General features: G+C 39.7%; 23 protein-coding genes. 4 read left to right on the top strand and 19 right to left on the bottom strand.

The window, feature by feature from the left end; translation table 11 throughout:
* Positions 1-56: 56 nt before the first annotated feature.
* The gene (locus H0185_RS15825; protein ID WP_343223164.1) at positions 57-407 is read right to left on the bottom strand and encodes a DUF454 family protein; all 351 of its coding nucleotides are present in this window, start codon (positions 405-407) and stop codon (positions 57-59) included.
* A gap of 196 nt (positions 408-603) precedes the next feature.
* On the opposite strand from H0185_RS15825, the gene H0185_RS15820 reads away from it, so the two are divergent.
* Positions 604-1,728: an ABC transporter ATP-binding protein gene (locus H0185_RS15820; protein ID WP_221874482.1), complete on the top strand. Its 1,125-nt coding sequence runs from the start codon at positions 604-606 to the stop codon at positions 1,726-1,728.
* The gene (locus tag H0185_RS15815) at positions 1,728-3,299 is read left to right on the top strand and encodes an ABC transporter permease/substrate-binding protein (RefSeq protein WP_221874481.1); all 1,572 of its coding nucleotides are present in this window, start codon (positions 1,728-1,730) and stop codon (positions 3,297-3,299) included. The genes H0185_RS15820 and H0185_RS15815 overlap by 1 nt, the downstream gene beginning before the upstream one ends.
* Positions 3,300-3,488: 189 nt before the next feature.
* Here the strand turns inward: H0185_RS15815 and H0185_RS15810 are convergent, their stop codons facing one another.
* The 14 genes from H0185_RS15810 to H0185_RS15745 all read right to left on the bottom strand — a co-directional run bounded on the left by H0185_RS15810 (position 3,489) and on the right by H0185_RS15745 (position 19,391).
* The gene (locus tag H0185_RS15810; protein ID WP_221874480.1) at positions 3,489-4,106 is read right to left on the bottom strand and encodes a GntR family transcriptional regulator; all 618 of its coding nucleotides are present in this window, start codon (positions 4,104-4,106) and stop codon (positions 3,489-3,491) included.
* Between the two features lie 219 nt (positions 4,107-4,325).
* The gene (locus H0185_RS15805) at positions 4,326-6,602 is read right to left on the bottom strand and encodes a bifunctional diguanylate cyclase/phosphodiesterase (RefSeq protein WP_221874479.1); all 2,277 of its coding nucleotides are present in this window, start codon (positions 6,600-6,602) and stop codon (positions 4,326-4,328) included.
* A 358-nt stretch (positions 6,603-6,960) separates the two neighbouring features.
* A complete protein-coding gene (locus tag H0185_RS15800; RefSeq protein ID WP_221874478.1) occupies positions 6,961-8,490 on the bottom strand; it encodes an AbgT family transporter in 1,530 nt (509 codons plus the stop codon).
* 187 nt (positions 8,491-8,677) lie between these two features.
* The gene (locus H0185_RS15795) at positions 8,678-9,634 is read right to left on the bottom strand and encodes a calcium/sodium antiporter (protein ID WP_221874477.1); all 957 of its coding nucleotides are present in this window, start codon (positions 9,632-9,634) and stop codon (positions 8,678-8,680) included.
* Positions 9,635-9,804: 170 nt separating this feature from the next.
* A complete protein-coding gene (locus tag H0185_RS15790) occupies positions 9,805-11,019 on the bottom strand; it encodes a benzoate/H(+) symporter BenE family transporter (protein ID WP_221874476.1) in 1,215 nt (404 codons plus the stop codon).
* 76 nt (positions 11,020-11,095) lie between these two features.
* Complete coding sequence (gene scpC, locus H0185_RS15785) at positions 11,096-12,613, bottom strand: succinyl-CoA:acetate CoA-transferase ScpC (RefSeq protein ID WP_221874475.1); 1,518 nt, start codon at positions 12,611-12,613, stop codon at positions 11,096-11,098.
* Positions 12,614-12,785: 172 nt separating this feature from the next.
* The gene (locus H0185_RS15780) at positions 12,786-13,430 is read right to left on the bottom strand and encodes a LytTR family DNA-binding domain-containing protein (protein WP_221874474.1); all 645 of its coding nucleotides are present in this window, start codon (positions 13,428-13,430) and stop codon (positions 12,786-12,788) included.
* A 142-nt stretch (positions 13,431-13,572) separates the two neighbouring features.
* Complete coding sequence (gene mnhG / locus H0185_RS15775) at positions 13,573-13,944, bottom strand: monovalent cation/H(+) antiporter subunit G (RefSeq protein ID WP_221874473.1); 372 nt, start codon at positions 13,942-13,944, stop codon at positions 13,573-13,575.
* A complete protein-coding gene (locus H0185_RS15770) occupies positions 13,922-14,206 on the bottom strand; it encodes a Na(+)/H(+) antiporter subunit F1 (RefSeq protein ID WP_221874472.1) in 285 nt (94 codons plus the stop codon). Before H0185_RS15770 ends, mnhG begins: the two co-directional genes overlap by 23 nt.
* On the bottom strand, positions 14,206-14,682 hold the full coding sequence (locus tag H0185_RS15765) for a Na+/H+ antiporter subunit E (RefSeq protein ID WP_221874471.1): 477 nt from the start codon (positions 14,680-14,682) through the stop codon (positions 14,206-14,208). Before H0185_RS15765 ends, H0185_RS15770 begins: the two co-directional genes overlap by 1 nt.
* A gap of 49 nt (positions 14,683-14,731) precedes the next feature.
* Positions 14,732-16,222, bottom strand: a complete 1,491-nt coding sequence (locus H0185_RS15760) for a Na+/H+ antiporter subunit D (protein ID WP_221874470.1) — start codon at positions 16,220-16,222, stop codon at positions 14,732-14,734.
* Positions 16,215-16,553, bottom strand: a complete 339-nt coding sequence (locus H0185_RS15755; protein ID WP_221874469.1) for a Na(+)/H(+) antiporter subunit C — start codon at positions 16,551-16,553, stop codon at positions 16,215-16,217. Before H0185_RS15755 ends, H0185_RS15760 begins: the two co-directional genes overlap by 8 nt.
* A 1-nt stretch (position 16,554) precedes the next feature.
* The gene (locus H0185_RS15750; RefSeq protein WP_221874468.1) at positions 16,555-16,980 is read right to left on the bottom strand and encodes a Na(+)/H(+) antiporter subunit B; all 426 of its coding nucleotides are present in this window, start codon (positions 16,978-16,980) and stop codon (positions 16,555-16,557) included.
* Positions 16,977-19,391: a Na+/H+ antiporter subunit A gene (locus tag H0185_RS15745; RefSeq protein WP_221874467.1), complete on the bottom strand. Its 2,415-nt coding sequence runs from the start codon at positions 19,389-19,391 to the stop codon at positions 16,977-16,979. The genes H0185_RS15750 and H0185_RS15745 overlap by 4 nt, the downstream gene beginning before the upstream one ends.
* 144 nt (positions 19,392-19,535) lie before the next feature.
* Here H0185_RS15745 and H0185_RS15740 point away from each other — a divergent pair, with 144 nt between their 5' ends.
* On the top strand, positions 19,536-20,231 hold the full coding sequence (locus H0185_RS15740; RefSeq protein WP_246629235.1) for a universal stress protein: 696 nt from the start codon (positions 19,536-19,538) through the stop codon (positions 20,229-20,231).
* An 86-nt stretch (positions 20,232-20,317) separates the two neighbouring features.
* Here H0185_RS15740 and H0185_RS15735 read toward each other — a convergent pair whose 3' ends face one another.
* Positions 20,318-20,881 carry a tyrosine-type recombinase/integrase gene (locus H0185_RS15735; protein WP_221874466.1) on the bottom strand — a complete coding sequence of 188 codons (564 nt, stop codon included), beginning with the start codon at positions 20,879-20,881 and terminating at the stop codon, positions 20,318-20,320.
* Positions 20,882-21,121: 240 nt separating this feature from the next.
* Between H0185_RS15735 and proC the strand changes: the two genes are divergently transcribed.
* On the top strand, positions 21,122-21,928 hold the full coding sequence (gene proC / locus H0185_RS15730; RefSeq protein ID WP_221874559.1) for a pyrroline-5-carboxylate reductase: 807 nt from the start codon (positions 21,122-21,124) through the stop codon (positions 21,926-21,928).
* Between the two features lie 168 nt (positions 21,929-22,096).
* On the opposite strand, the gene H0185_RS15725 is transcribed toward proC, so the two are convergent.
* From H0185_RS15725 to H0185_RS15715, 3 genes are all read right to left on the bottom strand, one after another.
* Positions 22,097-23,374: a hemolysin family protein gene (locus tag H0185_RS15725; RefSeq protein ID WP_221874465.1), complete on the bottom strand. Its 1,278-nt coding sequence runs from the start codon at positions 23,372-23,374 to the stop codon at positions 22,097-22,099.
* Positions 23,375-23,517: 143 nt separating this feature from the next.
* A complete protein-coding gene (locus H0185_RS15720) occupies positions 23,518-23,757 on the bottom strand; it encodes a hypothetical protein (protein ID WP_221874464.1) in 240 nt (79 codons plus the stop codon).
* 45 nt (positions 23,758-23,802) lie between these two features.
* The gene (locus tag H0185_RS15715) at positions 23,803-25,365 is read right to left on the bottom strand and encodes an NAD(P)H-hydrate dehydratase (RefSeq protein ID WP_221874463.1); all 1,563 of its coding nucleotides are present in this window, start codon (positions 25,363-25,365) and stop codon (positions 23,803-23,805) included.
* Between the last annotated feature and the right edge of the window lie 149 nt (positions 25,366-25,514).

Genomic DNA, 25,514 nt, shown 5'->3' with positions numbered 1-25,514 from the left:
CCTTTCTATGTTAAGGCTTAGAAAGAAGGGTCTTTTATTTTACCTGTTATTAATCCTTACTTACTAGGTCTAGTCTTAATCTTAGTAAAGAAATAATAATACTTATACCCCACAACCCCCAGCAACAACAACCGAATCCAAAGATTATCCAAGATAATAAACGGGATGGCAATCATCACATCAGCAAACAAGTTTATCGTAATCTTCTGCTTCAGGGTCATCGCCTTTTCACGCACAAATCCTTCAAGATGCTTCTTATAAAGATTGGTTTCTTTAAACCAAATTTCAAATTGTTCGGAGCCTTTAACAAAGAAGAATAACGCTAATAGCAGAAGTGGTGTTGTTGGCAATAATGGCAGGATGACACCTAGCATTCCTAACCCCATAAATAAAAAGCCAAATAGTATATATAAAAGTTTTATGAGTTTAATCTCAAATCCCTCCAGTACAGCCTTTTGACGAATCTATTATACCATCCAAATGAATACAGAGAAAAACTCTAGCCTAGTTGTTGTTAAGTCAAGGAGATGCAAAGTAACAACTTTTATGTTAGTATAGGATTGTTGCTTATTCATAGATAACCAGAATAATAGGAGGTATGGAATGATAAAGTTCGAAAATATAACGAAAAAATATAATCGGCACACTGTTATTGATGATTTCAGTTTAAATATTGAAGCCGGTCAGCTGGTTGTTTTTATCGGGCCTAGTGGTTGCGGAAAAACGACTTTGTTGAAAATGATTAACCGGTTGATTCAACCTTCATCAGGAAAGATTTATGTGAATGGTGAGGATATTTCTAAGATTGACCCAATTGAATTGCGCAGGAATATTGGCTATGTCATTCAAAGCACTGGACTTTTCCCGCATATGACCATTAAGGAAAACTTGGAACTTATACCAAATCTAAAGGGTGAAGATCCCGAGGCGATTGAAAAGAAAACTGAAGAATTGCTAGAATTGGTTGGTTTAGACCCTAAGGCATTTTTGCATCGTTTCCCGAAAGAGCTTAGCGGTGGACAGCAGCAAAGAATTGGGGTAGCAAGAGCCTTCTCCACAAACTCCGACATCATCCTAATGGATGAACCCTTCAGCGCGTTAGACCCTGTCACCAGAAGTTCCCTCCAGGAAGAACTTTTCAATATGCAGAAGGAACTCAATAAAACCATTATCTTCGTTACGCATGATATGGACGAGGCTTATAAAATTGCGGATAAAATCTGTCTATTAAAAGATGGCGAGATTCTTCAATATGATACGCCTGAAAATATCTTGAAAAATCCTGCTTCTGAATTTGTTGAAGGTTTTATTGGCAAACGTCGTGTTTGGAACAACCCAGAAGTTCTCAAAGCAGAAGATATTATGATTTCCAACCCTGTAAAAGTAACACCGAAACGGAATGTGCTCCAGGCGATTGAGATTATGAAAGAAAACAAAGTTGATAGTCTGATGGTGACCGATCGACATAATCAATTGTTAGGAATGGTGACCTTAAAGGCGATTAAGCTACAAGAACGAGCTTCCCTTCTTGATGATGTGATGGAGCATAATGTTTATGCAGTATCTGAACAAGAAGACTTAATCTCTGTGTTAAAAATGATGAATGATCATAAAATTGGCTATTTACCTGTGGTCAATGAATCGAAGCAATTGACTGGATTGATTACAAGAAGCAGTATTTTATCTGCTTTAAGCAGCCAGTTAATTGATTTGGAGGTGGCGTTTTAATGAGTAACTTTTTCACTTATGTATCAGGGAACTATGAGCAAATTTTATCTTTATTAGGTCAGCATCTCTATTTAACTGTCTTTTCAGTGCTAATGGCGATTGTCATTGGGGTTCCACTTGGGATTCTTATTTCTAAAAGCAAGAAATTATCAAAACCGATTATCGGCATCACCAATGTGATTCAGGCCGTGCCAAGTTTGGCTTTACTTGGTTTCCTGATTCCATTTATCGGGATTGGAAGTACACCAGCGATTGTCATGGTCATTCTTTATTCCCTATTGCCAATAGTAAAAAATACGTACACAGGCTTGACGAATATTGACTCAGATATTCTTGAGGCCGCAAAAGGGATTGGCTTAACAAGTAGCCAAACCATGAAAAAGGTTCAGTTACCCCTTGCCTTTCCAGTGATTATGGCCGGAGTTCGGATTTCTGCGGTTACCGCTGTTGGGTTAATGACCATCGCCGCATTTATCGGCGCAGGTGGACTAGGATATCTTGTGTTTTCCGGAATCTCGACGGTCGATAATAATATGATTTTAGCGGGCGCTATTCCTGCCTGTATTCTTGCTTTATTGATTGACTTTGTTGTTGGAAAATTAGAAGGAAAACTATCTTATACGAACAAAGTTGGTTCTACCAATACTGTTAAAAAGACTCGGCGTTTCATGAACAAAAAAGTATGGGTTCCAGCTACTGCGGTTGTTTTAGTTTTAGCTGTTGGCATGACGTTTGTTTACCCAATGGTGAACGCAAAAGAGACCATTACAATTGGATCAAAAAACTTTAGTGAGCAAATGGTTCTTGGGCATATGCTTGCTGATTTGATTGAAGAAAAAACAGATATCGAGGTTGAACGAAAGCTAAACCTCGGTGGAACACAGGTGGCCTTTAGTGCGGTGAACAAGGGCGATATCGATCTGTACGTGGAGTATACTGGCACAGGTCTCGTCAATATTTTGAAGCAAGAAGCAATGACAGACCCTGATAAAGTCTATGATATTGTAACGAAAGAATTTGCAGAGAAGTACCATCTTTCAACCTTGAAACCACTCGGCTTCAATAACACGTACACATTAGCTGTTCGTCCTGAAACTGCGGAGCAATATGGATTGAAGACGATTTCTGATCTTGCGGAAGTAAGCAATGAATTAAAGATTGGCGCAACCATTGAGTTCACCAACCGTGAAGATGGATTACCTGGTCTTTTAAATGCTTATAATATGGATTTTGCAGGGAATGAAGCTGTTGATGGTGGTTTAAGATACACTGCCCTTGAAAGCAAGGAGACAGATGTCATCGATGCCTTTTTAACAGACGGTTTGCTTGAAGCGTTTGGGTTAACGGTATTAGAGGATGATAAAAACTTCTTCCCTCCATACTATGCGATTCCGATCGTAAGAGAAGATACGTTGGAGGAATACCCAGAGCTTGAGGAAGTCATTAATTTACTTGCCGGAAAGCTCACCGACGCTAAAATGCGTGAATTGAACTATAAAGTGGATAGCTTGAAAGAATCCCCTGAGAAAGTAGCGGAAGAGTTCCTTATTAATGAGGGGTTAATGAAATAAAACAAGGCGGAGTGATCCGCCTTGTTTTTTTATGTAAAAGCTTTGTGAACGAATAGTGCATGGAGACCCTCTGTTTTACCGTTATATAAGTTCTCAACCTGATTCCGGCAAATAGTACCCTTCTATTTTACCGTTGTATAGATTTCCGACCCAGTTCGGGCAATTAGAGCACCATGTTACTGCCCTCGCTTACTCCCCAATAAAATGAACCACTCGCTCATAAGTTTTCTCATCGCCGATGATGAGAAGAACATCTTCAGGCTGTATGCTTGCATATGGGCCTGGCGATAGGGTAAGTTCGCCCTTCCGCTTTATACCCACAATGGTTCCTCCAGTGTTTTGCCAAAACATAAGCTCTCCAATCGTCTTCCCAATATGGATACATGTTGCTGGAATCTCCACTTCGATTGGACTAAGTGGATTTGTATGCCGCAACTTTCTTGTAAAATCAATCATCTTTTCAAGCGTTTGTCCGAGCTCTTCATCCAGTCTTTCCCGTTCACTAATCAGTGTTCGCATCTGAATCTCAAGCTCTTTCATCGTTGTAAGTCCTGAAAAGCGCTTTATATATTTAAAGGCGTTTTCGCGAGATGAAATCACCACTCCGCTGCCTTTTGTCGATTGAACAATCTCGACATCCTCGAGAATTTTGATCGCTTTTCGGACCGTTTCTGGTGAAACATTATACTCACTCGCCAAGGTAGACCGGCCGCGAATCTTTTCGCCTACTTTAAATTTTTCATCGTAAATTCGATTCGCAATATCAATGGCGATTCGTTCATATGCAGGCATTTTTGCTTGCTGCATCTTGCTCACATCCTTGTTCGTCCACTCCCACCTTCTATAGAAGATGGGTTATTAACACATGCCCCTCGCCACTTCAAGAAAGGAGCAAACCAAATAGGGTTGTAAATAATCGCAGGATTACTCCTAGACAATGAAAGCAAATCCATTCACAACATCTTATTATATCACTCAGATCCGGGACGAGGAAAAATTCACTCTGTTAGATTCATTCACAACATTTTACTCAATAGAAGCCCAAATCTGATTTTTGTATAACAACAATTCTACCTCTGCCAATGAGAGTGGAGGACTATAGAAATACCCTTGCCCTCGATAACAACCATTTTCAATGAGAAACTCTGCTTGTTCCTTTTTCTCAATCCCCTCAGCAATCAATTCAAAGTGGAGATTCTTTCCCATTTCGACGATGGTTTTAACTAGCGAAGCGGCAATCGGATTGGTTGTACTTTCATGGACAAAGGATTGATCAATTTTTATAAAATCAATCGGTAGTTTGCTTAAGACACTTAAAGAAGAATACCCTGTCCCAAAATCATCGATTGAGATTTTCACTCCTAGTTTCTTTAATTCCTGAAGAATGAGGGTTGATTGATGGATGTTTTGCATCACACTTTCGGTAATTTCTAGGCCCAAATACTGTGGAGGGAATTGGTTTTCACTTAGGACTTGATGAACAGTGTCTACGAAGTGCGGATCCTCAAACTGTTTTGCTGACACATTCACCGCCATTTTTACCCTGATACCCGCATCGTACCACTTTTTGTTTTGTTTCCCTGCCTCTTGAAGAATCCATTTTCCTAAAGGAACAATTAAACTACTCTCCTCAGCAATGGGGATAAATTCCGCCGGAGAGATGACCCCTAACTCTGGATGCTTCCAACGAACCAATGCTTCGACTCCATAGATGTGTTCTGTTTGCAGTTCAAGCTTTGGTTGGTATTCGAGATAAAACTCATGGTGATCGATTGCTTGTTTAAGATTGTGCTCTAGCATAAACTTTCGATCAAGCAGGCTCCCTTGTTCGTGAACGTAAAATTTGAAATTGTTCTTCCCGCTTTTTTTAGCTAAATACATCGCTATGTCTGCCTTGGAATTAAGCGTTTCTTTATCATCGCCATCCTGAGGATATAAGCTAATTCCGATGCTAGGTGACGTGTAAAATGGCTTGTTTTGAATCATAAATGGAGATTTAAAAGCTTCAATGATCCTATTTGAAATCCTCCGTATTCTTTCTTCATCCGCCTCTTCCATTAAAATAGCAAACTCATCCCCACCAAGACGGGCTACCAAGTCTTTATCCTGAACGCTATCGCGTAATCTCACAGATACTAGTTTCAACAGCTCATCCCCTGCATCGTGTCCCATCGTATCATTAATGAACTTAAAGCGATCTAGATCTATGAACATCACACCTAATATCTGCTTCTGCTCTTGACTACGTTTCAAAGCGTCTTCAAGATACTCATTATACCTATGCCGGTTTGGCAAACCGGTTAAAGCATCATGGTAAGCCATGAATCGAATGTTTTCTTGGTACTCTTTTTTTGCAGTCACATCGATTGCGACAATCATAATTGCTGGTTTCCCATTAAAATTTATTTCTTTGCCTAACATTTCGAGATAAATGCTTTTACCATCACTAGGTCTGACGATTTTGTATTCTGCATACTCACTCGCGATACTATGTGTTTGTATCTCCTTAATCCTTCTAATTGCCTTACTATTTTCAGAAGGATCGAGAAAATCATAGATGGATCTTCCTAGTAACTCAGAATAATGGTTAACGCCTAACAACTGAACAGTGGCATTGTTGCCATAAACAATACGTTCGTTCTGGTGAATCATGATCATATTAGGCGAAAGGTCCACTACGCTACGATAACGACTTTCGCTTTCTTGTAGCTTTGCTTCCGTCTTTTTCCTTGCTGATATATCAACGACAACCCCATTAATTTTAATAACCTCGCTAGAATTCTCCTTAAATATTGGAGTCCCTGATAAATACACCCAAACGGCTTCTCCATGCACATTAATAAAACGGACTTCCATCTCACTAGATTCTCCCGATAATGCCCTAACGTAAAAATCCAGTGCCCTTTGACTATCTTCAGGGTGAAAAATCTTGGTCCAAAAGGAGTAGTCATTATAAAATTGCTCGACCGTAAACCCTGACAATTTTTCAATTCCCTTTGAGACGTAAATTCTTTGATTCAGAATATCATTGGACCAAATGGTTGCATCAACACTATCAAAAATTTGTTGGAGAAATTCTTTCTGCCCCTGCAATTCCTTTTGACTGATTAATAGTTCTTGATAATAAAAACGAGCCTTATCGTACTGACCTCCCAGGGTCCACGCGGCAATGTTTCCAAGGATAGCAAGCGAGGCGCTAATGATAAAAAGCATGATTCCATTTTCACGATAAGTATGCTGTAAAAGCCATAAACTAATAATGAAAAAAGGGAATGTTGCAGTGATTCTTCCTATGTATTTCATACTTTCTCCTAATAAATGATTTTACTTTCTTGTTTGGAGGCTCGTTTCTATTGCTGCCTCTTTCACATCATAACGGTTTCATTTTAGATTGTATATCACCATTGATTCCTATATCACTACAATTTAGACCAACTAGATTAGTCATTTTCTCCTACTCTCATCCTTACAAAGGTGAAAGTGCTTTAATCAAACGTTTGATTAAATAGGAGTGACTGTATCAAGGGTTTAACCAGCTATGAGTGTAAGTAAATATGTTTGCCCTTCTTCATTCTTTTCCATTATGTCGCTAAAACCAACAAATATGTCTTCCTAAATGCAAAAAACTCCCCTCCTATGACGGAGAGAAGTTTTTTTAAGATTATTTTGTATAGTAAATCGGTGAACCTGGGCCTATATCTTGTCCAGTTAGCATCCAAACAATCAACATAATTACCCAGAAGATTGTAAATGCGATTGAGTATGGAAGCATCGTTGAAATAAGTGTTCCAATCCCAACCTTTTTATCATACTTCTGTGCAAAGGCAATGACGATGGCGAAGTATGGCATCAATGGTGAGATGATGTTTGTTGTGGAATCAGCAATACGATACGTAAGCTGAGTCAACTCAGGTGAATACCCAATTCCCATCATCATCGGAACGAAAACCGGAGCCATAATGGCCCATTTCGCTGATGCACTTCCGATAAACAAATTAATAAATCCAGATATGACAATAAAGGTTAAAATTAGAGGAATTCCTTTAAATCCTGTGGACTCAAGGAACTCTGCACCATTTACCGCCAATACAATTCCTAACTTTGATTCGCTGAAATAAGCGACAAACTGTCCAGCAACGAAAGCGAGCACGATATAAGAACCCATTGTTGCCATTGTCTCTGATAATTGATTGGCCACATCTTTATCATTTTTAATTGACTTCGTGACTTTCCCATAAACAAACCCTGGGATAAAGAACATGATTAAGATGACTGGAACTAAGACTTGAAGGAATGGTGAATCAACGAATTTCTCTACCCCTCCACGTAGTGGTCCCCATTCAGGTACAGCAAGTAAAGCAATTCCAATCCCTGCAACAAGTAGGGAAATAAACGCAGCCCATAACCCCTTCTTTTCTTCCGGACGCAGGTAGTTTACTTCTTCCTTGACGTCCCCTTCATACTTACCAAGTCTAGGTTCAACAATTTTTTCTGTCACTAGCGTACCGACAATGGTGATTAAGAAAACAGAAGCAATCATGAAATATAAGTTCATCGCAACGTTCATCTGATCCGCATACACTGGATCTAACATTGACGCTGCATCTTGGGTAAGCCCACCAAGTAATGGGTCCAATGATGTTAGGAGTAGGTTTGCACTATACCCACCAGAAACACCAGCAAAGGCTGCCGCTAAACCAGCAAGTGGGTGACGACCTAACCCTGCGAATAGTACCGCTCCAAGTGGTGTTAACACAACATAACCAGCATCAGAAGCCATAGAAGACATAACTCCCGCAAAGACTAAGGCCGCTGTAATTAACTGTTTGGGAACAGAAGTAACTAGCCCACGTAGGGCAGCAGAAATTAATCCAGAACGCTCAGCAATACCAATTCCAAGCATAGTAACAAGCACGGTTCCGAGTGGAGCAAAACCAGTAAAGTTCCCAACCATGCTTTGGAACAAGTACAGAATTCCGTCTGAGCTAAGGAGATTTCTTACTTCAATCACTTCTCCCTCATTCATTGGGTCTGGCACACTCATGCCCATACTCGAGAATATCGCAGATAAGACAACAACCGCTAAGGCAAAAATTGCGAAAAGAGTAACCGGGTCAGGTAATTTATTTCCAACACGTTCAATGGTATTCAAAGAACGCATAACAATACCTTGTTTTTTCTGATTCAACATTAGAAGAAAATACTTCCTTTCTTTTATGAAAATTTTCTTACAATATGAAAAAATACAACATATGTGATTATACGGAAGATGATCGATGAAAGGAAGAGGAAAAAGGGAATTCGGAATAGGGAGTATATTAGCAAGAATATAAAAATGGTGCTTAACCACTTAAGTAAAGGAGTTAAGCACCATCTGATTAGTTTCTAATAATGATATAAGTTAGATAAGCAAGATAAACAATCGCAAGGATTGCGCCTTCTTTTTTGGATATTTTGTATCTTGATCTAGAGAAAATCAACAAAACAATGGTAAATACAATCATAAAGATTAAATCAAAAAAGATCTTTGAATCTACAGCTAATGGCGCTATTGATGCAGATGCGCCGATAACGAGCAAGATATTGAAGATATTACTTCCGACTATATTTCCAAGCGCAATCTCGCTCTCTTTCTTCAAGGCTGCGGTGATGGAGGTGATAAGCTCTGGGAGAGATGTTCCGACTGCAACAATGGTTAACCCGACAAGTGTTTCACTCATTCCAATTGATAGAGCAATATCGGTTGCATTATCAACAACCAGGTCTCCACCGAAAATAATCCCCGCAAGTCCACCAAGAGTGAAGAAAATATTCTTCCCCCAGGTAATTCCTGTCGTATCCCCTGTATCGACATTGCCCTTTTCACGGTTATTCCGGGCCACTTCAAATATGTAGTAAAGAAAAATAGCAAAGAACAGGAGCAAGATGATTCCTTCCGTTCTTGTGATCAGGTTTGCACCTGCACCTTGGAGAGCCATGTCACTAATCAATACCCATAAAGCCACACTGGCAAGCAGTGTAAATGGAATTTCTTTACGAATGGTTTCACTTTCTACTTTTAGCGGGTTAAGAATCGCAGTTATCCCGACAACCAACGTAATGTTAAAAATATTACTACCAACTACATTCCCTAAAGAAACATCGCTGTTGCCTTCCAAGGCAGCAATAATACTGACCGTTGCTTCTGGTGAACTTGTACCAAATGCAACAATTGTTAAACCAACCAACATAGGAGGTACCTTTAATAGCCGCGCAATCTTGGAAGAACCTTCTACAAAGAAATCAGCTCCCTTAATTAGCAAAGCAAAACCTACTAACAATAATACATACGTCATTCACTACACCTCTTCATTTACTTATATGAAGCCTTCAAACAATTTAATCGTGGTAGATTCTAACAGGATAACGAAATAATTGGAAATAATCAAACATTTTAACATGAAAAAAGGGGTGACAGGCACCATCCAGAAACTGGATGGTGCCTGTCACCCCTTTAGTCACCCCTTTATCTTTCAATGGTCCTTGCTAACACTGCGCCAACAATTAACCCCCAGACAGGTGCACTAATATGAAAAAAGCTTACATTCGATAAGGTTACGATAAAAGCAGCTAATGCACTAAGGCGATAGCGATTTTCTGAAAAGCCTTTTTGCAAACTGCTGTGAAGAACTGTAATTAATGAGAACCCCGCAACGAGCGAGACAAACGCCCCGGGGAGTGACTGGATGAAGGGAACGATTTTCCAAGCGAATACCCCGAATAAAACAGTTACTATCCCTGAAACGACTGAACCCATATACCGTTTCGCTCGAGGACCAGCATCTGGACCAGAGCAGATTGCTGTCATCATTCCTGCAATATTGGAGCATTGCCCTCCAAAAAAACCTGCTAGTATTGAAAAAGCCCCGCTCGTCGAAACAATTTTTCTTATCGGCGGTTTAAAGTCCGAGCTCTCCAATGCCCCAATCCCTGGAGCCGCATCATTGCTTAAAATCAGCATCGCTAGAGGAAGAGCAAGTGTGATGAGCCCCATTCCAGTAAACTCAGGTGTTTGTAAACTTGGCCAGGAAAACGCCAATTGCTCCGTGGCAAATGCAAGATTTTCTGTTAAGAACAAAACAACAAAAGCAGCAGCTATCGCGATGACAACTGGAGGCACTTTTTTTATATATTTCGTACACAGGAGAAAACTCAATACCGCTGCAGCTCCAACCATCGGCATTTCTTTTACAGCTGGGACGATTTGAACGACATACCCCGTTACCAACCCACCGAGCATAGCCGAAATGACTTCTTTAGGAACCCATTTAATAATTTTTGTAAAAAATCCACTGAGCCCTACCAAAAGGATAATCACTCCAGACATTACATAACCGCCGATTAATTGTGGGTAAGTAAATTGTGTCGTGACCGTGGCTAAAAAGGCAACCCCTGTGATTGAGTGACCTCCGGTAATCGGAATACGGTATAAGAGTGGCATGATGATACTAAAAATACCACCGAAAAAGTACACCGCAAACATCCAATTGATTGTTTGCTGGTCTGTAAATCCACCAGATGCTGCCGCTTGTAATATAATAATTGCGGGGCCGGTCATCACTAAGACACTAGAGACCAACCCCGCTGAAATATTTTGACTGTTTAAATCTCGAAATAGTCCGTTCCATTTTCGAGATTGTGAAGGTGCATTATGTTCCTGATATTCATCTGGCAATCCCATTTCTACCACTCCTGTTAAAAGGTAATACTATTATCTTTAGATAGAAAAGAAGAATTGTCAAATAATTCAGCTTAATTTATTTCACTTCAACTAAGGATACATCTTGCATCGTGCCGTTTTTTGCAAAATTTGTGTGCCAAGCGAAGGCCTTTTCGAGGACATGTGGCGTTTGACCACCTCTAGTTAGTGCCTCTTGATAATATTCCCAAAGTTGTTTGCGGTACATTGGATGTACACAATTCTCAATTATGACCTCCACTCGTTCCCTTGGTGCCAGACCACGTAAATCTGCATAACCTTGTTCGGTGACGATGACATCCACATCATGCTCGGTATGATCCACATGGGAAACAAATGGAACAATGCTCGAAATCTTCCCGTCTTTCGCAATCGATTTCGTTACAAAGATAGCAAGGCGTGCATTTCGTGCGAAATCACCTGAGCCGCCGATTCCATTCATCATTTTTGTCCCAAGAACATGTGTGGAATTCACGTTCCCATAAATATCTAGCTCTAGAGCCGTATTAATGGAAATCAATCCGAGGCGACGAATGATTTCTGGATGATTAGAGATTTCCTGCGGACGCATAATTAACCGATCACGATATTGTTCGAAATTAGAGAAAACCTGCTTCATTTTTGCGTCTGATAGTGTAATCGAGCAACAAGAAGCAAAGCGGACCTTTCCTGCATCCATTAAATCAAAGACTGCATCCTGTAAGACCTCTGAGTAAACCTCTAAGTCTTCAAACTCTGAATCTAGCATTCCATGAAGGACAGCGTTTGCCACAGAACCAATTCCTGATTGAAGGGGAGCAAGCTTCTCTGTTAATCTTCCCTGCTCGATTTCCTTGCGAAGGAAGTTCAATAAGTGATCTGCCATCACTTTCGTTTCCTCGTCTGGTGCTACAATGGTAGATGGGGAATCTTGTTGGTCCGTAAAGACAATTCCCTTAATTTTCTCAGGGTCAACCTTTATTCCTAAGGAACCGATACGGTCGTCTGCTTTTGTTAAGGCAATTGGATCTCTTTCTCCTTGTTTCCCAGGATCATATAAATCATGCAGCCCCTCAAGGGTGGTTGACTGCGCCATATTAATCTCAACAATAATCGATTTGGCATGCTCAGCAAACGTTAATGAGTTGCCAATCGAAGTTGTCGGGATAATCATTCCATCCTCTGTAATCGAAACCGCTTCCAAAATTGCGTAATCTACTGAGTCGATGACATTGGCTCGTACCAATTCTGCTGTATGAGATAGATGCTGATCAACAAATAAAAAGTCTCCATTGTTAATGCCTTTACGCATCGTTGGGTCTGCTTGGAATGGTAGTCTTTTCCCGAGAATTCCAGCTTCAGCAAATAATTTATCAACATCCGAACCTAGAGAGGCCCCTGTATAAACGTTCACTTTAAAAGATTCATGTTTAGCACGGTCAGCCAAGGCAAATGGTACCGCTTTCACATCACCTGCACGTGTAAAGCCACTTAAGCCCAAGGTCATTCCGTCTTCAATCCATGATGCTGCTTCCTCTGGAGTTACTACGCGCTCACGCAAGCGCTCATTTCGTATCCGTGCTATTCTTTTCTCCATTTATTGACCTCTCCTTAAATAGATTTACCATTATTTTACCCAAGAAGAGATAGAAATTTTAATTTTCCGAATACAATACGAATTTTTTTGATAAAACAGCATTTTCATAGTACAAAACAGAAAAAATCGTAAGAATCCAGCAATTTTAAGGATAAAAGAGCAGACTCTACCTTTAAAAACCTAATAATTTCCTAAAATAACTCGAATAGGATTGGCTGACAGGAACTTGCTCCCCATTGTCCATGGCTAATAGAAAGGTAGAATGTGAATCTGGAAAAATCTCTTTTATATGATTTACATTGACGATAAAGGAACGATGGCAACGGATAAACGAATCTTTTGGAAGCAAATATTCAAATTCCTGAAGCGAGTATTTATGCGATCCACAATAAACATCGGTGTAGACATGGGTCTTTTTCTCTTTTGCCTCTAAAAAGACTACCTTTGAAAACGGAATTGGGTTCCAGCCATCTAAGGTTTTCACCGTTACGACCGATTTCCCCTCTGTCAAGGCAGGCGAGATTGCCGTTACACAGCCTTCCACTTCCCCATTATGAAGAAACGGAACCGCCATCCCGTGGTATGGCACGCCAAACAGATCTCGGTTAATAAACTCAGAAACCTTTTGCTCAGTCGCAATTGCTTTATAGGCAATGGTTCCCTTTTTTAAAGGATCCCCCGGTTTAATTTTTAAATCAATGCGTTTACTCGGGCGGTAATAGATATACTCTTTTGTGTTTGATACTGCGATTGAAATTTCATCTGAAAACAATTCGCCAATAACATCGAGCAGCGAACTAAGTGTTATACTCTGCATCCTAGCACCCCACTCCCAAAATTTCAAAGTTTAGAATTCTACTATTATTTTACCGTTATTTTCAGTCTTTGTCCCGCAATTCGATATGTAAAAAAGGCATCACATTTATTTGTGATGCCCATCCTACTACCATAAACTTTCCTCACACCTGATCTTCAACCATGTTTTCTTTTAAATAAGGCTTTAAATCATCTTTAACACTTTCCTTGGCTAATTCCACATTGCTTCGATACGCGGAACGGCAAATCATATGCGCAGCAATTGGTGCGGTAAGGAACACAAAGAAGATACCTAGCAATAACCGTATACTGACATATTCTTCGGTAATTAGGAAAAAAAGAAACGCTCCGAAAAGAACACCAAGAACTCCGAGTGTTGTACTTTTTGAGGCTGCATGTGATCGAGTATATACATCAGGCAAGCGAATTAACCCTACCGCACTAAGAAAGGTAAAAACCGACCCGATAAAAATAAATAGTGGGCCAATAAGCTCACTCCACTCTTTTACGTTCAATGACAACACCTCTTTCTAAGGATCGTGCAAAGGCAATCGTACCAATAAAAGAAAGGATTCCGATAATTAATATAACCTCAAGAAAAGCATGTGTTCGATTAAGGACAGAAAATATTGCAACTCCCGCAACTAGGGTAATTCCAATTGTATCTAATGCCTGGATTCGGTCTGGCATTGAAGGACCTTTCCAGACCCGATAAAGACAGGCCAGTATGGTTAAAACCAACATCACAATTGATCCCAGCATGAGCAATTCAAACATTAGCGGGTCACCTCTTTTATCGCTTTTTCAAAAACTTTCTTCGATTTAATAACACTGTCGCTAGATTCCGGAATATCCATCGCATGGATAAAAAATGCCTTACTATCATGGGATACCTCAACCACGACTGACCCTGGAGTTAGGGATAAGAGTAGAGCCAACAAGGTGACTTCCAATTCTCCTTCCAACTCGGTCTCAAGTCGAAAGATTCCCGGGGTCACTTTTATCTTCGGACTCAAAATTTGACGTGCAACGAGCAAGCTGGATGACATTAATTCCGCTATAAACACAAAGAACAGCTTAATAATTGCCACGAGTCTTTTTCCATAAAAAGAAGTTGGTAAAAATCTGCGTATCATTAACAGAACAATAAAACCAACAATATATCCTACAATAAAGGCTAATGCACTCCACTCTTCTTGAAGAAACATCCATAAAAAGGCAATAAATATATTTAATAGCACTTGGATGGGCAATTGTAACCACCCCTTTATATTTTTTTTGTGGCATCATTCTTAAAATACCTTACTGTAAGGAATTGCTCCCCAATACAGCATGGATATAATGTAAAGGATTCATTAAATCATCGGCTGCTATTTTCACATATGGCTGCATTGCCTCTGCCCCTACCCCTAGTAAAACAGTCAACATGGTCAGAAGAACAATTGGAAACATAACCCCTTTTGTTGTTCCCTTTTCCATTTCCTGACTTAAGTTTGTTTCACCCCAAAAGGCATTCATAAATATTTTCATAACAGAGTACAATACCATTAAACTTGTCATTAACCCGACTCCGCCTAACCAATAATAGCCTGCCTCAAAGGTTCCTTTTGTAATAAACACCTTGCCTAGAAACCCGCTTAGCGGGGGAATCCCGGACACTGACAATGCAGCGATAAAGAACATCCACCCTAAATATGGATGAGTCCGAATAAGACCTGTCACTTCACCCAATTTATCTGTTCCCGTTAGGCTAATAATTGTCCCTCCAATCAGGAAGAGGAGTGCTTTGATAATCATGTCATGAACAAGATAATTGATTGAACCTGTTATCCCGATAAGGCTATAGGATGCCAAACCAGCAATAATAAGCCCAACAGAGATGATGACATTGTATGTCAGTATTCTCTTAATATCTGAAAAGGCGATTGCACCAAATGCTCCTAAAACCATAGTTGCAACTCCCATAATCCCTAATAGAAGATGGGTGATTTGTGGCTCATGATAAAAGATGAGAGTAAACGTACGAAACAACGCATAAATTCCTACCTTAGTTAACAGCGCAGCAAAAATAGCACCGATTGCTGTTGGAGGAGCACTGTAGGACCCCGGTAACCAATAAAATAGGAACAACGCAGCTTTCAAACCGAAGACGATAATAAATAGGAGCGATACTGTCGTCGTCACGCCATCTTGTCCCACTTCGGCGATCCTAGCAGACAGATGTGCCATATTTAATGTTCCTACCACAGCATATAGATAAGCAATCCCAACGAGGAAAAGCGAAGAGGATAGGACGTTAATTAAGATGTATTTGATGGACTCTCGGAGCTGAATCTTTGTGCCCCCTAATGATAAGAGTACATACGAGGAGATAAGCATAACCTCAAAACAAACAAATAGATTAAAAAGGTCCCCTGTCAAAAATGACCCATACACTCCGGTAATCAAAAATAAATACAATGGGTAAAAATAGTTTGCCTCACGCTCAGTCCCTATTGAACGAAATGCATAACCTAAACAAGCAAAGGCAACCAGACTTGTGGTCAGAAGTAGTAGGGCGGAAAACATATCTACCACGAAGCTAATCCCAAATGGCGCTTCCCAGCCTCCAAGTTGGAGAGATTGAATTCCTTTAGTCTTTACTTGATAAATTAAAATTAACGAAATGATGCTGGTAACTAAAAGCGCAGCGGCACTAGCCACACGATGAAACACAATTTTCTTTCGGAAGATAATTAAGACCATCCCAGTAATCAACGGGATAATAATTAGCAAGATAAGCGCATTATTCATCCTCGTAACCCCTTAATTGTTCCATATCATCAGTCCTTAATGTTTTATATGATCTGTATGCCAACACTAAAAATAGTGCGGTTACAGCAAAGTTAATAACAATCGCTGTCAATATTAGCGCCTGAGGCAATGCATCTGTATAGCTCAGGTCTTCTCCTCCAAGCAATGGGGGACCTCCTGTTTTAAGGCCTCCCATTGTAAGGATGAGCAGATTTACACCATGACCAATAATCGATGTTCCCAAGATGATCCTGATTAAACTCTTGGTCAACACCAGATAAGTTCCAAGAGAAAACAGGAATCCAATTGTAATCGCCATTAATGTTTCCATCTTACTCATCCTCACTTATGCTTAAAATAATCGTCACAGAGGAGCCAATGACCGCGAGAGCCACCCCTAAATCGAATAATAGAGCCGTTGCCAACTCTGTCTCACCAAAGACTGGGAGGTGAAAATATCCGTATGTTTGACTTAAAAACGGAGCATTAAATAAAAACGAACCCATCCCAGTTCCTACAGCAATAAGAACACCTATTGCCCCCATTATCTTAAAATCAAACGGGAGGTTTTCCGTTACTGTTTCAATATCATAAGTAAGAAACAGAAGGATTAATGCAGCCGATACCCCTAACCCTCCTATAAAACCTCCACCTGGATGATGATGACCTGAAAAAAAGAGGTTGATGGAGAAGGTTAGAATGATTAATACAGCTACTTTAATCACTGCTTTAAGTAATAGGTCATTTGCACGCTTCATTCTTCCCCATCCTTCCTCGCTAAGCGTAGTTTTATTAAAGTAAATACACCTAAAGACGCGATCATGAGTACGACAATTTCCATCATCGTATCGAAGCCTCTGAAGTCAACAAGAATGGCATTAACAATGTTTTTCGCGCCAGCAAGTTCATATGACTTCTCAAAGAAACTAGAAATCGGTTCAAACAACCGATTCGCATCAGCAGACAAAGCAAGGGTTGTAACGAGTACTCCGACCCCAAGAGAGACAAGCAAGTTTGATAATTTGAACCCGACTCCTTTTCCTCGCTTTTTAAATTCAGGCAGATGGTAAAAACAAAGTAAGAACAGAGCGACCGTGGCTGTTTCAACGACAAGCTGTGTTAAAGCCAAATCTGGTGCTCTAAAAATAACGAAGAGAATGGATACCAAATAGCCTACTGCTCCAAGTGCAATAATAGCTGTTAATCTAGATTTTGCTGTTACGACTAGAACACCTGAGAGAATAATTCCTATTACAATCCCGTATTCATAAAAACTTATAGGAGCATCATTGGTAAAATCAAACGTTAATCCTCCGGACAACAACAAACTACCACCAACAACTAAAATCATAAACGTGAAAATATACACTAAATAACTTCGAACAGAACCATTCATATATCTTCTAGTTAGTCCAAGGGAGAATTCCTCCATTTTGACGATCCCTTGATCATAGAGGATATTTAATCTTCCTTCTGGAGAGAAAAATCTATATATCCCTTGCCATTTTCTAAGGGTAAGATACAGAAGCGTACCAATCACGACAACTCCAATCGTCATATACAATTCTGTTGTCCAACCATGCCATGGCTCAATATGAATATCAATTCCGCCTGTTTCAACGAATGCTGGCAAGATTGCCATTAAAGCTGGTTGTAGAACATAATCAGAAAGGATATTTGGGAAGAAAAATAAAATGATAACCAGTGATGCTAGAATGACCGGTGGAATTAACATCCCAGTCGGGGCTTCATGTGCTTCCTTTTCAAGTCTTTCAGGATAATGTTTGCCTGTAAATGTCTTAAAGATAAGAATCATTGAGTAGATAAAGGTAAAGACACTGGCAACCCATGCGATAACGGGAAAAAGCGCTCCAATATTATCCATTCCAAAAATATCTAAAGATGTCGAGTTTACGACACCAGTAAAAAACATCTCTTTGCTTAGAAAGCCATTAAATGGTGGCAAACCGGCCATTGAAAAACTTCCAATTAAAGCGACCGTGAACGAGATTGGCATCACCGTCAGTAATCCGCCTAATCTACGAATATTACGTGTTCCTGTCTCATGGTCAATGATTCCGACTACCATGAACAAGCTTCCTTTAAAGGTGGAGTGGTTAATTAAATGGAAGATTGCTGCTAGTATTGCAACAGCATAAAATGCAGATTCCTCTCCATTTCCATAATAAATCGCTGCTGAACCAAGCCCTAGGAGAGTCATAATCAATCCTAATTGGCTGATTGTAGAGTAAGCGAGCAAAGCCTTTAAATCTATCTGCCTTACTGCGGTAATTGAACCATATAACATGGTAATGATCCCGACGCTCGAGATCATCCAAAACCACTCTGCGCTTCCACCAAATACCGGGGTAAACCTTGCAACCAAGTAAATGCCAGCCTTTACCATTGTGGCTGAATGCAAGTAGGCGCTAATTGGTGTTGGAGCTTCCATCGCATCCGGAAGCCAAATACTAAATGGAAACTGAGCTGATTTTGTAAAAGCACCTAATAGAAGCAAGATCATCGCAGGAAGAAATAATGTATGACCGTCAATGATCTCTTTTTGACTAATCATTTCTCTAATGCTATAGGTATCCGCCATCATCGAAAGCATCACAAACCCTGCAAGCATTGAAAGTCCACCAAAAATGGTAATTAACATCGACTTTTGGGCCCCATAGCGTGAACGTTGTCGTTCATACCAGTAAGCAATTAACAAGAATGAAGAAATACTCGTCAATTCCCAAAAAACATAAAAAACGAAAATATTATCTGAGAATACGACTCCAAGCATCGCTCCCATGAAAAGCAGGATATACACATAGAAATTGTGCAATGCCTCCCGGTGCTTGGACATATAGTAAATGGAGTATACGACTACCAATGCCCCCACACCACTTATCAAAAGAGCAAATATTAGTGATAAACCATCAATATAAGCAGTGAAGTTGATCCCTACGGACGGGATCCATGGGGCTGTGAGAAGTATCGTTTCTCCGGTTGATACCACCGGGATATAACGAAGCAAGTATATAAATAGGAAAACAGGCACTATTAATACGAACCATCCTGTATGGATTCTAGGTGAGAAAACTTTATATAGGAATGGAACAACGATTGCAAATAAAAATGGCAATAAGATGATGATATGGAACCATGACCAAGCCAATGCTACCTCCCCCTTAAAACAGAAATTTCTTTAATATTTTATTTTCCAATTTGTGATTGACTGTAAACGAACCATGAGCTATAGTCATACATAGTTTAACAGTACAGGTTCATATCAAACCCAGCTAATTTGAGGTGACATTAATTGAAGAAATTTAAAGGACGCATGGATGAAAGCATCCTCGTCTGTGTATATTATGGTCCTAACGGTGAGCGTCTCATTCAGCGTGGATGTAAGATGGCGCAAATGATGGATTGCCCTCTTTATATCCTTACCATTGATGCAAAGCCCTTTGATGAACTGGATGCCGAAAAATCCGATTATATTACAAGATGGAAACAAATAGCAGAACTTCACAGTGCAGAAGCGTTTATTTTAAAAGATAACGAGAAACGCCCTGTATCAAAAGTCATCGCCGAGGTTGCTAGGGAAAAACGAATCACACAAATTATTCTAGGGCAAACTGCACAAAGCCGCTGGGAACAAATAGCAAAAGGTTCCATTATTAATACACTTTTAAGAGAAATTCCTTTTGTGGACCTTCATATCGTTTCAGTCTCACGCGGACTGAATAACCAAGAGGGCCAATTTGAAAAAGGAGTGCGCGCCTATCTTACAAAAGAGGGCGAAAAATATCGTCTAGTTTTCAAACATTCTAAGGATGTTGAATACGAAGGGATCTTCTTTAAAGACATCGGCACAGATTTTAATAATGGTGTTTTTAAATTCATGAAAAATAGAGAAACCGTCCACGTGAATATTACTGAGGATTATGTTACAGATTTCACGTGTAACGTTAACATTAGCGAGCAGATAAATGATGACACTCAAGATAAATAAGTAACCAGCCCCCCTAATTATAGTGGGGGTTTTTTGTATGTTTTCTCACATAAAAAAATCGAACTGAATGCCCTAATAAATGTAGTCTAGAGGTTTACATCCACTTTTATAGGAAGTTGCTCCCCTTTTTCAATGCCTATGTAGCGCAAAGTCTCTGTAGGGCTATTATGATTATAAATGGACTTTAGGATAGATATCGCAATCCCCTTACGGTAAGCATGATATCCAAATGTTTTACGAAGTGTATGAGTTCCGATTTTACCTGGAATCCCAACTTCTTTTGCAGCATGATTGATTATACGGTAAGCTTGCTGACGCGTAATCGGCTGATTGATCTTCTTCGATTTAAACAAATAGTCGGTATGGTTAAATTCATGACTAGCTAAGTAAATTTCTAATTCACTTCTCACACTATGATTTAAGTAGTAAGCCTTTTTTTCTTCATGTTTAGGGTCATCAATATAGAGAAACTCCTTAAGCATACTTCCTTCACGTATATCCTCAACTTTTAGAGAGAGCAAATCACTTACACGAATCCCAGTATTTATCCCTAAGACAAAAAGTAAAAGATCTCGCTGTGATTGTCTCCTTAATAACTTTTTCATTTCATTTATTTTTCCGATATCCTTAATGGGTTCAACGTACTCCACAATTATCCCCCTATTAGCTATATGTTACTTAGTTATAAAAATAACATATACTATGTAACATTACAAACGATAACTCTTGATTAAATAGGTACCTATTTTTCGTAAAATTTTCACTCTATGAGTTATTACGATTCACTTTCCATTCTGGAACATACTCCTACATGTTATAATCAATTATTAATCCTACATGTTATAATCAATTATTAAATTAATAGAAGAAAGAATAAGGAGGATCTAATGATTCATTCTAAAATTGGATTTATTGGCTGCGGCAACATGGCAAAAGCAATGATTGGTGGTCTTGTCACATCAGGCAATGTAAGGGTAGAAAATATGTATGTATCAAACCGCTCACTTCCAAAACTTGAAGAGGTTAAGCGTCAATATGAGATTCAAGTAACACAGGACAATACTGAGGTTGCACGTCAATGTGAAATCATTTTTCTTGCTGTAAAACCTTATCAATATGCTTCTGTTATTGAAGAAATTAAAGAATTTGTCGATCACAATGCAATCATCATCATGATTGCTGCTGGACAAACCATTGACCAAAACGAACAGCGTTTTGGTAGACGAATGAAGATGGTTCGTACGATGCCAAACACCCCTGTCCTAGTTGGCGAAGGCATGACAGGAGTTTGCATCAATGATTTAATCACAGACGAAGACAAGCTTGAACTTGAAACAATCTTTGAGTGCTTTGGTAAAGTAGAATTTATTGAGGAACATTTAATGGATGCAGTTAGTGGTGTTAGCGGTGCTTCTCCGGCATACGCCTACATGTTTATTGAGGCACTTGCTGATGGAGCTGTCCTACAAGGAATGCCAAGGAAGCAAGCCTATACATTTGCAGCACAAGCATTATTAGGAGCTGCAAAGATGGTATTGGAAACAGACCTTCACCCTGGAGAATTAAAGGATCAGGTTTGCTCTCCTGGAGGGGCCACAATTGAAGCAGTCGCAAGTCTTGAAAAAAGCGGCTTTCGCTCAAGTGTAATTCAAGCACTTCATGCCTGTGTAGAGAAATCTAAAAATATGAACGACTAATCGTTGGGGATGGAGTAAAGTACATATAAAACGAGCATAGGAAAATCTACCTGTATTTATAAAACGACGTATATGGAATTCAAATGGTGTCAACAATGCTTAATGTATTCCCCCTTTATATTTAAAAAGCATCTGCCACTTGGGCAGATGCAATTTTTTTATCTTTTTTTAATTTTCTTCTGACTCTTCATTCTGATTTTTCGGGAATATTTCTACCCTTACCTTGCGTACGCGGTGATTATCGACTTCTTGAACAGAGATATGAAGATTCTCATAATCAAAGCCTTCCCCTTCTTTCGGGATTCTTTCCAACGTTTCAAACAACCAACCACCCAAACTATGACTTGAGCTTTCTGGCATTGGCACATGCAAAAGGTCTGAAAAGTCATCTAGTTGGAATTGAGCATCAAATTCATATAACGTTTCACTAAGCTTTGTCATGATGTTAATTTTTTCATCATGTTCGTCCCAAATCTCGCCGACTAATTCTTCGAGAATGTCTTCAAGGGTGATCAATCCAGAAGTTCCGCCAAATTCATCGACCACGATGGCCATATGACTTTTTAACCTTTGTAATTCAGGCAAGAGCGTTGCTACTTTCATTGATTTAACGACGAATACCGGTTTTCGTAATAATGCTTCTACGTTTGCATCATTATGCTGGATAAGTTCCGAAAAGAATTCACGCTCAGATAAAATTCCAATGATATTATCAATATTGTCCTTATATACAGGGACTCGTGAAAATCGCTCCGTTAAGAAAATATCTTTAATTTCTTCAATTGGCTGGTTTAACTCGATGGCAATCATATCCATACGATGCGTTAAAACCTCGCCAACAATCACATCATTAAATTCTAAGGAACGATGCACAAGCTCTTTTTCTTCTTTGTCAATAACGCCTTCTTCTTCACTAATATCAACCATAACCTTGATTTCTTCTTCTGTGATAGAAGGGGTTGACTCGTTTTTAGAGAAGGTTCTTGAAACAAAGTCCTTTAGTTTAGCAAAGATAAAATTAATTGGCGTTAAAAGTTTTATAAGTAAGAATAGAATTCCAGATATCTTTAATGAGTAACTTTCAGCGTTCTCCTTCGCAATGGACTTTGGCAAGATTTCACCAAAGATTAAAATAAGGACTGTCATTCCAAATGTACTGATTATCAGTCCCGTTCCCGCTCCGAATAAACCTGTAAATACACTTGCCGCAATACTGGATGCAGCAATATTAACGATGTTATTTCCAACTAAGATTGTAGATAAGGCATTGTCAAAGTTCTCAGTAATGTGTAAGGCTTTTTTGCTACCAGCCTTATTCTCACTAACGTAATTCCTTAACCTGATTCTATTTACACTTGAAAAAGCTGTTTCTGCTGATGAAAAGAAAGCAGATAAAATAATTAAAACGATTAAAAAAACAATTAACCCTATGGGCACTTCAGCCACAAAAACTCACACTCCGTAATATAAAATTTATACACAATTAATTTTACAGATTAAGCTGTTATAAATCAATTGCTTTACCTTGCTGCATGGACATTCATCAACACTGCTTTAGATTCAAGTGTAATAAATCCTTGTTAAGCGGATTAGGAAGTCAGCTTCGCTAATTTTTCAGCATAGCGACTCTCATTAAAGGGAACCTGGTTCTTCATAATATCGTACATCTCTTCTACTAATATTCCAGCAATCAGCAATTTTGATTCTTCTTCTGTTTTCCCCATTTGCATTAACTTGTTTAACGTTTCTCCTGTACAAGGCGGATCATTTTCCTTTAGTTGGTTTTCAACGATTTCTAGTAACTTTTCTCGAAATTTTGGGTTCACCATTCCTTGATAATCATCCTTTTTCATTTGACTTGTATTTTGACAAAGTTATTTCATATAGTGATTTAATCTATTTTTCACTCCGGCAATCAGATCACCAGGCATGACACCGTAATGGGACAATATTTTTGCCTGATCCTCCCCGGCTTTTGCATGGAGGAAGCTTGCTGCGACAACAGCATGCAGTGGCGATGCACCTTGTGCAAGGAACGAAGTGATAAGACCTGTTAATATATCCCCACTTCCGCCTTTTCCTAACGCATCATGTCCATGCGGATTTATGTAGATCTCTCCGTCCGGTGTCGCAATAATTGAACGGTGACCTTTCAATAGTAGCAACACTTGATACTCTTCTGCAAATCTAAGTGCGATTTCAATCCTGTTTTCTTCTATCTCTTTTACCGATTTCCCAATTAATGTCGCCATTTCTCCTGGGTGAGGCGTACAAATGACGGGGCCATTATGGTGTTGGATGAACTTCAGATTCTTTCGCAGCAGGTAAAGAGCATCTGCGTCGATGACAATTGGCTGATTTGTTAAGCCCCGAAGCAATGTTAACAACCATCCTTCGCCACCTTTAAACCGACTCATCCCAGGTCCAACCGCGATGCAATCGTATTGTTGCAGACGAGGGGTTAGTTCTTCAATCGCTTCCTTTGAAAAGGAACCATCCTTTTCTTCAGGTAATGGTAAAAATAATGCCTCTGGATACTTAGTTGCCGCCATAGGATAGATTCCTTCAGGAATGGCTAAGGTCACTAATCCTGCACCGCTATGTAAGGCTGCCTTTGCGGTAAAAATAGGGGCTCCAACATAGGAGCGCGAACCTCCGACCACAAGGGCGTGTCCAAAGGTACCTTTATGACCGTTTTGTGGCCGCACAGGGATGGACTTTTTTATAAGCAATTCTGTTATTAGTTGTGGGAGCTTAAGTTGGAGGTCTTCTAGAATGGATGGTGGAACAGAAATATCAACAGCTTTCCATTCTCCAATGTATTTCGGTCCATCTTGAAGGAAAAAGCCTTTCTTAGGAAGTACAAAGGTTACTGTCTTTGTGGCTATAATCGCTTCGCCCACTACTTTGCCATCATCGCTGTTCACACCTGAGGGAATATCTACAGAAATGACCGGAATGGAAAGATCTTCGCGTTCGTTAACCATTTTTATTATCTGGTTTAGCGGGTCTCTTACAGCTCCTTTCACACCAGTTCCAAGGATGGCATCCACAATGATATCTGTTTGAGATAGATGCTGCTGGAAATCGTCGATATGCTTTAGGGTATATAGTTTTAAACCCCTATTTAGATAGGCGTTAAGATGGACCTTAGCGTCTCCCGTTATCTTTTCGGTTGGGACCAGTAACCAAAGTTCGGGCTCCCACCCTAGGTCGACAAGTTTTCGTGCCACAACAAAGCCATCCCCACCATTGTTTCCGCCTCCCGCTAGGATGAGTACGTTTGTTTTTTTATTATTGAGACTCTTGGAGGTCGCTATGATTTCCTCGACAATCCTCGAACCCGCATTCTCCATTAACACAACGCCTGGCAACCCAATCTTCTCCATCGTGTACCGATCCATTTGCTGCATTTCCTTTTGACCTGCTACAAACATGACCCACACCTCCGAGTATTTTTATTACTTTTATTATAAGGTAATTGGGGTTTTGATGAGGGCTTTTGTTGGTGGGGAACTTGGGGTTCTAGCTTTACCTTTTTGGTGGTTCACCTTTCTATTTGGGCACGCTGGATTTTCCTCCGTTA

This window comes from Mesobacillus maritimus (genome assembly GCF_019749255.1).
In the GTDB taxonomy this organism is placed as follows: Bacteria; Bacillota; Bacilli; order Bacillales; family Cytobacillaceae; genus Mesobacillus_B; species Mesobacillus_B maritimus_A.
Note: the sequence above shows the minus strand (reverse complement) of the source record. Positions and strands in the feature narration are given on the sequence as shown.

What these genes read in the sequence shown, in the direction of transcription:
- H0185_RS15820 (WP_221874482.1), top strand. Translation starts at nt 604, where the DNA reads ATGATAAAGTTCGAAAATATAACGAAAAAATATAATCGGCACACTGTT.
- H0185_RS15815 (WP_221874481.1), top strand. Translation starts at nt 1,728, where the DNA reads ATGAGTAACTTTTTCACTTATGTATCAGGGAACTATGAGCAAATTTTA.
- H0185_RS15810 (WP_221874480.1), bottom strand. Translation starts at nt 4,106, where the DNA reads ATGCAGCAAGCAAAAATGCCTGCATATGAACGAATCGCCATTGATATT.
- H0185_RS15805 (WP_221874479.1), bottom strand. Translation starts at nt 6,602, where the DNA reads ATGAAATACATAGGAAGAATCACTGCAACATTCCCTTTTTTCATTATT.
- H0185_RS15800 (WP_221874478.1), bottom strand. Translation starts at nt 8,490, where the DNA reads ATGTTGAATCAGAAAAAACAAGGTATTGTTATGCGTTCTTTGAATACC.
- H0185_RS15795 (WP_221874477.1), bottom strand. Translation starts at nt 9,634, where the DNA reads ATGACGTATGTATTATTGTTAGTAGGTTTTGCTTTGCTAATTAAGGGA.
- H0185_RS15790 (WP_221874476.1), bottom strand. Translation starts at nt 11,019, where the DNA reads ATGGGATTGCCAGATGAATATCAGGAACATAATGCACCTTCACAATCT.
- scpC (WP_221874475.1), bottom strand. Translation starts at nt 12,613, where the DNA reads ATGGAGAAAAGAATAGCACGGATACGAAATGAGCGCTTGCGTGAGCGC.
- H0185_RS15780 (WP_221874474.1), bottom strand. Translation starts at nt 13,430, where the DNA reads ATGCAGAGTATAACACTTAGTTCGCTGCTCGATGTTATTGGCGAATTG.
- H0185_RS15770 (WP_221874472.1), bottom strand. Translation starts at nt 14,206, where the DNA reads ATGTTTGAATTGCTCATGCTGGGATCAATTGTGATGTTGGTTTTAACC.
- H0185_RS15760 (WP_221874470.1), bottom strand. Translation starts at nt 16,222, where the DNA reads ATGAATAATGCGCTTATCTTGCTAATTATTATCCCGTTGATTACTGGG.
- H0185_RS15755 (WP_221874469.1), bottom strand. Translation starts at nt 16,553, where the DNA reads ATGGAAACATTAATGGCGATTACAATTGGATTCCTGTTTTCTCTTGGA.
- H0185_RS15750 (WP_221874468.1), bottom strand. Translation starts at nt 16,980, where the DNA reads ATGAAGCGTGCAAATGACCTATTACTTAAAGCAGTGATTAAAGTAGCT.
- H0185_RS15720 (WP_221874464.1), bottom strand. Translation starts at nt 23,757, where the DNA reads ATGGTGAACCCAAAATTTCGAGAAAAGTTACTAGAAATCGTTGAAAAC.
- H0185_RS15715 (WP_221874463.1), bottom strand. Translation starts at nt 25,365, where the DNA reads ATGTTTGTAGCAGGTCAAAAGGAAATGCAGCAAATGGATCGGTACACG.